Annotated in this window: 7 protein-coding genes; 2 read left to right on the top strand and 5 right to left on the bottom strand. The window is 56.9% G+C overall.

All coding sequences use genetic code 11. The features are described 5' to 3' along the window. Positions 1-384: 384 nt before the first annotated feature. The 4 genes from GG681_RS17530 to GG681_RS17515 form a co-directional block, all read right to left on the bottom strand. Complete coding sequence (locus GG681_RS17530; protein WP_153549340.1) at positions 385-957, bottom strand: cob(I)yrinic acid a,c-diamide adenosyltransferase; 573 nt, start codon at positions 955-957, stop codon at positions 385-387. A 3-nt stretch (positions 958-960) separates the two neighbouring features. Beyond that, positions 961-1,167, bottom strand: a complete 207-nt coding sequence (locus GG681_RS17525; protein ID WP_153549339.1) for a twin transmembrane helix small protein — start codon at positions 1,165-1,167, stop codon at positions 961-963. A gap of 100 nt (positions 1,168-1,267) precedes the next feature. Continuing rightward, on the bottom strand, positions 1,268-2,098 hold the full coding sequence (locus GG681_RS17520; protein WP_153549338.1) for an SDR family NAD(P)-dependent oxidoreductase: 831 nt from the start codon (positions 2,096-2,098) through the stop codon (positions 1,268-1,270). Positions 2,099-2,132: 34 nt separating this feature from the next. Continuing rightward, positions 2,133-2,768, bottom strand: coding sequence for an SH3 domain-containing protein (locus GG681_RS17515; protein ID WP_153549337.1), 636 nt, complete (start codon positions 2,766-2,768; stop codon positions 2,133-2,135). 287 nt (positions 2,769-3,055) lie between these two features. Here GG681_RS17515 and GG681_RS17510 point away from each other — a divergent pair, with 287 nt between their 5' ends. Together GG681_RS17510 and GG681_RS17505 are read left to right on the top strand one after the other, a co-directional pair. Then, on the top strand, positions 3,056-5,407 hold the full coding sequence (locus tag GG681_RS17510) for a DNA topoisomerase IV subunit A (RefSeq protein ID WP_153549336.1): 2,352 nt from the start codon (positions 3,056-3,058) through the stop codon (positions 5,405-5,407). Between the two features lie 106 nt (positions 5,408-5,513). Continuing rightward, on the top strand, positions 5,514-6,095 hold the full coding sequence (locus tag GG681_RS17505; RefSeq protein ID WP_153549335.1) for a hypothetical protein: 582 nt from the start codon (positions 5,514-5,516) through the stop codon (positions 6,093-6,095). On the opposite strand, the gene GG681_RS17810 is transcribed toward GG681_RS17505, so the two are convergent. After that, positions 6,081-6,286, bottom strand: a 206-nt coding sequence (locus GG681_RS17810; protein WP_214645164.1) for a hypothetical protein, incomplete at its 5' end; no start/stop codon positions are given. The genes GG681_RS17505 and GG681_RS17810 overlap by 15 nt on opposite strands.

Raw genomic sequence — 6,286 nt, 5'->3', positions numbered from 1 at the left:
GCCGTCCGCTTTCACACGAACCTTAACGTTGTAATCAATCACGCGCTTTACAGGTACCAAGACCTTCATGGGCGTATACTCCTTCACAATGTAGCCCGCCGCTCGCCGACAGGGCCGCTATGCTCTCGCTGTGTTGATAGCCGCTGAAAAGCACGATCAACAGGGCAAAATCGGCACATCTTGGTCTTAGGACGTCGCGTCTGACGAAAATCCGATAAAAAAGGCCAAGAAAACTGGGGTGTTGCGAAAAATAGGAGGAAAATTCACGAAGCAATAAAATTGCGACTTTATAGTATTCTGTGGCAATTATTTTGCTGGGACGGTTCATTTTTTGCTGCAGCGCAGAATCACTTTGGTGTGACGCTGCGCTAAAACAAGGGGCAATCAGCGATTAGCGCCTGGCACCCAAAGCACGTCTGAAGCGCCATTGTCATTTGCCACACGGGCCGCAACAAAGAACCAGTCAGACAGGCGATTGAGATAGGTCACGGCAACCTGATTGATCTCATCCTGGCTGGCGAGATCGGTGGTCAGACGTTCCGCGCGCCGGGCCACGGTGCGGCAGACATGCAAATGCGCCGCCAGGGCGGATCCGCCGGGCAATACAAAACTGCGCAGTGGCGACAGCGCTTTGTTCATCACGTCGATCTCTGCTTCCAACCGTTCTACCTGCGCTGGCGACATGCGCAATGGTGGGTATTCCGCATCCGCGTCTTTTTCCATTTCCGGGCGGCACAGATCGGCGCCAAGATCAAACAGGTCGTTTTGAATACGTGCAAGCGCGGCGTCCATCTCCCCTTCGGCGTCCAGGCGGGCAACACCAACAAAGGCGTTCAGCTCGTCTGAGGTGCCATAGGCGTTGACCCGGGCGGAGTGTTTGTCCACGCGCGTGCCGTTTCCCAGGGCCGTGCTGCCCTTGTCACCTGTGCGCGTATAGATCTTGTTCAGAACAACCATGTCTTATTGTCCTCCCTGGTTGCGAAAATAGACAAACCCAAGAACGGCCAGAATGGCGATGAACTGAAACAGCAGACGCAGTCGCATCAGGCGGTTGGAATTGTTGCGGTGGAATTTGCCGCCAACGCCAAAACTGCCAATGCCGAGCACCAGCACCAGAACGGTGGCGCCAATTGCGAGAATGCCAAAAATATACAGTGAATTGCTCATAGGTTCAGGTCCTCACCCAGCCGAAGGTTTGATCTTATGTAGAGCGTTGAAATCCACTTGGCGAGCATTGTCAGCGTAGCTGCATGAAAATCGAGTGGCGTCAGCGCAGCGTCATCAAAATCCGGTCGATGGCGCGGGTGCCAAGCATCCGTTTCAGGCGGGCTGCAATATGGGTCGGGGTGGTCACATAGTAACGGGCGCGCGGGCGGCGGGCCTCGCAGGCATGGGCCAATTTGGCGGTGACGGCCGAGGCTGGCAGTTCAAACCGATCCGGGCCATCGCTGTGATACAGCCGTTTGAGCAGCGTTTTTTCATAAAGGCCACGCAGGGCGGAATTTTCCCAATCGATAAAGCGTTCAAAATGCGGGATTGAATTCTGTCGGATTTTGGATGTCACCGGGCCCGGCTCAATCAAAGAGATATGGATCCCGCTTCCGGCAAGCTCTACCCGCATGGTGTCTGTAAGACCTTCGAGGGCAAATTTGGTTGCCACATAGGCCCCGCGCCAGGGAAAGGCGACAAAGCCCAGGATCGATGAATTGTGAATGATGCGCCCGTGGCCTTGTGCCCGCATCACCGGCACAACCATCCGTGTCAGCGCGTGCCAGCCAAAGAAATTGGCCTCAAAAATCTCGCGCAACCCGTCTGTGGGCAGATCTTCCACCGCCCCCGGCAGCCCATGGGCGCCGTTGTTGAATAAGACATCCAGCGTGCCGCCGGTTTCATTCAGAACCAGCTCAAGGCCCGATTTGATGCTGTCTTCGTCAGTGTAGTCGATGCGCGGGCTGATAAAGCCCTCGGCGCGCATCCGGTCACAATCGCGCTGGCTGCGGCAAGAGGCAAACACCGTCCAGCCGCGATCTCGCATGCCGCGCGCCGCATTCAATCCAATGCCGGAGGAGCAGCCGGTAATCAGCAATGTTTTGGCCATGAAACGCCCTTTGCGACCGGATCAACAGGTGGGTTTATGGCGCTTTCTTGGTGAGCAGGGAAGCTGCAATCCAACCGATGCGGCCAGTACTGTCAACTTTTAGACGCAGCCAGCCGGTGCCGCTGTCTTCGAGGACCCGGACTTTGTCATTGGCAAGCAGCCGGGTCAGCACTGAATAATTGGTGCCCGGCCCCTGGCGCATATTGACGCGGGATGCCCGCACATAGCGAATGTCCTGAGCGGGGGCTTCGATCTGTACCGCCGCCGGCTCAGTGGGGGTGATCACCTGGCTGGTGATCCCTGCCAGCCCACCTTCAAGCGATACCAGCTGCAGCTGACTGGTGGCAGTGCGCCCATCAAAAGCGGCCGCGGTTGAATTGATTGCCTGTCCGGCCTGTGCCAGCTGGCGCAACGCAACCTGGTCGCGCAGACGCGGATCAGCCAGGGGGCGGGCCTCTGGCAGTTCGGCGCGCGCCAGGGCATCGGGTTTGGCTAGTGGGTGCTGTGCGGCGCGTTCAGAGGTGGCGGGCGCAGGCTGAGGGCTGGCTTCGGCAGCGGTTGCTACGGTCCTTTCTGCGCGCTCCGGCGGGGCAAAGTCGGCACCGCCGCTCAGCTCATAAAATCCCAACCCAAGACCCAGAAAAGACACAACAACAAAGCGCGTCGACATAACGCTCCCCCCAACACAAATACACATAAAGATAGCAGCAGCGGTCCGTTCCAAAACCGCGTTCCCGGTGGCCCCCACGAATCGTCCACCGTTAATATTCATTAAAACATATTTTTAGTGATTCTCGCAGGGGAGAACTGTCGTAAATGTCCCCATTGGGCGTAAACAAACTATTGCGCGCAAGCAGGGCGATACCAAAGCAATAGGTGCAAAACCTTGGGCGTAAAACCTGTGGACGGTTTTCGTGAACGCTTTACGCTGGCGAACGAGGGCAGTATCACGAATCTATGACCGACCTGGTAGATGATCCCGATATGCCATCCTCTCCTGAAAAGGGAGAGATCTTGGAACCCCTGCGCCGCGCCATTGGTGAGCGCTACCTGACCTATGCGCTCAGCACCATTATGCACCGGGCCCTGCCGGATGCGCGTGATGGTCTGAAACCGGTGCACCGGCGCATTCTGTATGCGATGAACCGGCTGCGGCTGTCGTCTTCTGGGGGGTTTTTGAAATCTGCCAAGATTTCCGGCGATACCATGGGGGATTTCCACCCGCATGGGGATGCGGCGATCTATGATGCGATGGCGCGTCTGGCGCAGGATTTCAACGTGCGCTACCCGCTGGTCGACGGGCAGGGCAACTTTGGCAATATCGACGGCGATAACCCGGCGGCCTCGCGCTACACAGAAGCGCGGATGACCTTTGTTGCTGAGGCCATGCTCGAAGGGCTCAATGAAGACTCGGTTGATTTCCGCGACAACTATGATGGTCGTCTGACGGAACCCGCGGTTTTGCCCGCAACCTTTCCGAATATTCTGGCCAATGGTGCCACCGGGATCGCGGTGGGCATGGCGACAAATATCCCGCCCCATAACATTGCCGAACTGGTTGATGCCTGTATTCACCTGATCAAAACGCCGGGCGCGCAGGATGACACACTGCTGAATTACGTTCCGGGTCCGGATTTCCCCACCGGCGGCGTGATTGTGGAACCGCGGGAAAACATCGCCAAGGCCTATAGCACCGGGCGCGGCTCGTTCCGCCTGCGTTCCACCTATGAGGTTGAAGACCTGGGCCGTGGCCAATGGCAGATCGTTGTCACCGAGATCCCCTATCAGGTGCAAAAATCCAAACTGATCGAAAAAGTGGCTGAGCTGATCCAAACCAAAAAGGTGCCGATCCTCGCCGATATTCGTGACGAATCTGCCGATGACATCCGCATCGTTTTGGAGCCAAAGTCCAAAAACGTGGATCCAGAGGTGCTGATGAACATGATGTTCCGCAACTCTGATTTTGAGACGCGGTTCAGCCTCAATATGAATGTGCTGATCGATGGGGTCACCCCCAAGGTCTGTTCAATGAAAGAGGTGCTGCGCGCCTTCCTTGATCACCGTCGCGATGTCTTGCAACGCCGCGCCCGCCACCGGATGGAAAAGATCGACCACCGGCTGGAAGTTCTGGAAGGCTTTATTATTGCCTTCCTCAATCTGGATCGTGTGATCGACATTATCCGCTATGACGATGATCCCAAAGCCGCGCTGATGCGCGAAGACTGGAACATCGACCACCCGCGTGCCCTTACCGAGGCGGAGTATGTCTCGCCGGGCAAGGGTGTGGGCGAGCTGACCGAGGTTCAGGCCGAGGCGATTCTCAATATGCGCCTGCGCAGCTTGCGCAAGCTTGAGGAAATCGAGCTGACCCGCGAACGCGACGCGCTGCGTGCGGAACGTGCCGAGCTGGTAGAGCTTCTGAGCTCGGATGACATCCAATGGACCCGCATCACCGAACAGCTGCGCGAGACCAAAAAGAAGTTCGGCAAGGATTTTGATGGTGGTGCCCGTCGCACCCGCTTTGCCGAAGCGGCCGAAGTCGAAGACGTGCCGCTTGAAGCCATGATCGAACGTGAACCAATCACCGTGGTCTGCTCCAAGATGGGCTGGATCCGCGCCATGACCGGCCATATTGATCTGAGCCGCGAGCTGAAATTCAAAGACGGCGATGGCCCGCGCTTTGTCTTCCATGCGGAAACCACCGATCGTCTGCTGGTGTTTGGCTCCAACGGGCGGTTTTACACGCTTTCGGCGGCCAACCTTCCCGGTGGGCGTGGCATGGGCGAACCGGTGCGCCTGATGGTCGATCTGCCCAATGAGGTCGAAATCGTCGACCTCTTGATTCACAACCCAGAAGGCAAGCTGCTGGTGGCTTCAGATGCGGGCAATGGCTTTATCTGCTCCGAGGCGGAAATCGTCGCCCAGACCCGCAGCGGCAAACAGGTGCTGAACGTCAAAGATGACGACCGCGCCAAGCTTTGTATCCCGGTTGAGGGCGATCACGTTGCGATCGTCTCTGAAAACGGCAAGTTCCTTGTGTTCTCTGTAGAGGAAATGCCCGAACTCAGCCGAGGCAAGGGTGTGCGCCTGCAGAAATACAATATGGCGCGTGGCAAACAGGGCGCGCTTGAACTGGATGGTGGGCTTTCGGATATCACCACCTTCAACTGGGCTGAAGGCATCAGCTGGGAGATGGGCGGGGGCAAAACCCGCCATGAGCCGGACCTGACAGAATGGCTCGGCAAACGTGCAAGCGTTGGGAAACGCCCGCCATATGGTTTCCCGCGCGACTATAAGTTCAAATCATAATGTGACCCGCGTGCCACCCGGCACGCGGGTTTTTGCTCGCCCCGCTTTGCGCTTTGATGTTTAAGCCGCTATCTCTATGAAAAATGTGATCAATACAGGATTGATTATGGCCCGTTTGCTTTCTGTTTTTGCGGCTCTGGTATTGCTTGGAGCCTGCGGCGCCACGCAAGTGGATGAGGCACCCGAAAATCTGGGGGCGTTCAAAGCCCGCGTGCTGCATGTCTTTACCGACAAGGCGCTGCAATGGCCGCTGTCGCGCGACGCCGAGGCCAATGAGTGGGCCGAGCCGATGGAGCGCGCGATGAATGCGCGCCTTGGCCGCTATCAGGGCAAGCAGGAATATGATGTGGCGGTGACGCTTGAAGGCTTCATGCTGGCGCCTCCCGGCGTGCCGATCCTGTTTTCGCCCAAAAGCGTCGCGGTGGTGAATGTCTTTGTCTATGACGTCTCTGGCAAAACCTTCCTTGCCGAAAAAGTGCAGATGGAGATCTTTGAAGACACCACCGGTGAAAGCGCACTTGTGGGGTCTGGTCACAGTCGCACCAAGGCTGAACAGATCGATGGTCTGGCGCTGAACATTGCCGACAAGGTCGAAGAATATATCGCCGAAAAGCACCTTGAAGAGGGCTGGTTTGCCCCGCGTGAGGCAGAAACCGATATTGATGAGAACGCATCAATCGCGGGCTAGTCGTCGCGCATCTAAGGAAGTATCTTGATTTTTGCGCGTAAACCGAATAAGCCGCGCGCGCAGAGGAAACCGGGTCATGGATGACCCCACTATATTCAAAAAGGCGCCTAGAGAATGGCTAAGGAAAAGTTTGAGCGTAACAAACCGCACGTTAACATCGGCACCATCGGCCACGTTGACCACGGTAAAAC

The organism is Tritonibacter aquimaris (assembly GCF_009617595.1).
GTDB lineage: Bacteria > Pseudomonadota > Alphaproteobacteria > Rhodobacterales > Rhodobacteraceae > Epibacterium > Epibacterium aquimaris.
The sequence above is the reverse complement of the archived record's forward strand: the minus strand, read 5'-3'. Positions and strand labels throughout refer to the sequence as shown.

Excerpts from the sequence above, each read along its gene's own strand:
- GG681_RS17505 (WP_153549335.1), top strand. The coding sequence starts at position 5,514 with ATGGCCCGTTTGCTTTCTGTTTTTGCGGCTCTGGTATTGCTTGGAGCC.
- GG681_RS17520 (WP_153549338.1), bottom strand. The coding sequence starts at position 2,098 with ATGGCCAAAACATTGCTGATTACCGGCTGCTCCTCCGGCATTGGATTG.
- GG681_RS17525 (WP_153549339.1), bottom strand. The coding sequence starts at position 1,167 with ATGAGCAATTCACTGTATATTTTTGGCATTCTCGCAATTGGCGCCACC.
- GG681_RS17530 (WP_153549340.1), bottom strand. The coding sequence starts at position 957 with ATGGTTGTTCTGAACAAGATCTATACGCGCACAGGTGACAAGGGCAGC.
- GG681_RS17515 (WP_153549337.1), bottom strand. The coding sequence starts at position 2,768 with ATGTCGACGCGCTTTGTTGTTGTGTCTTTTCTGGGTCTTGGGTTGGGA.
- GG681_RS17510 (WP_153549336.1), top strand. The coding sequence starts at position 3,056 with ATGACCGACCTGGTAGATGATCCCGATATGCCATCCTCTCCTGAAAAG.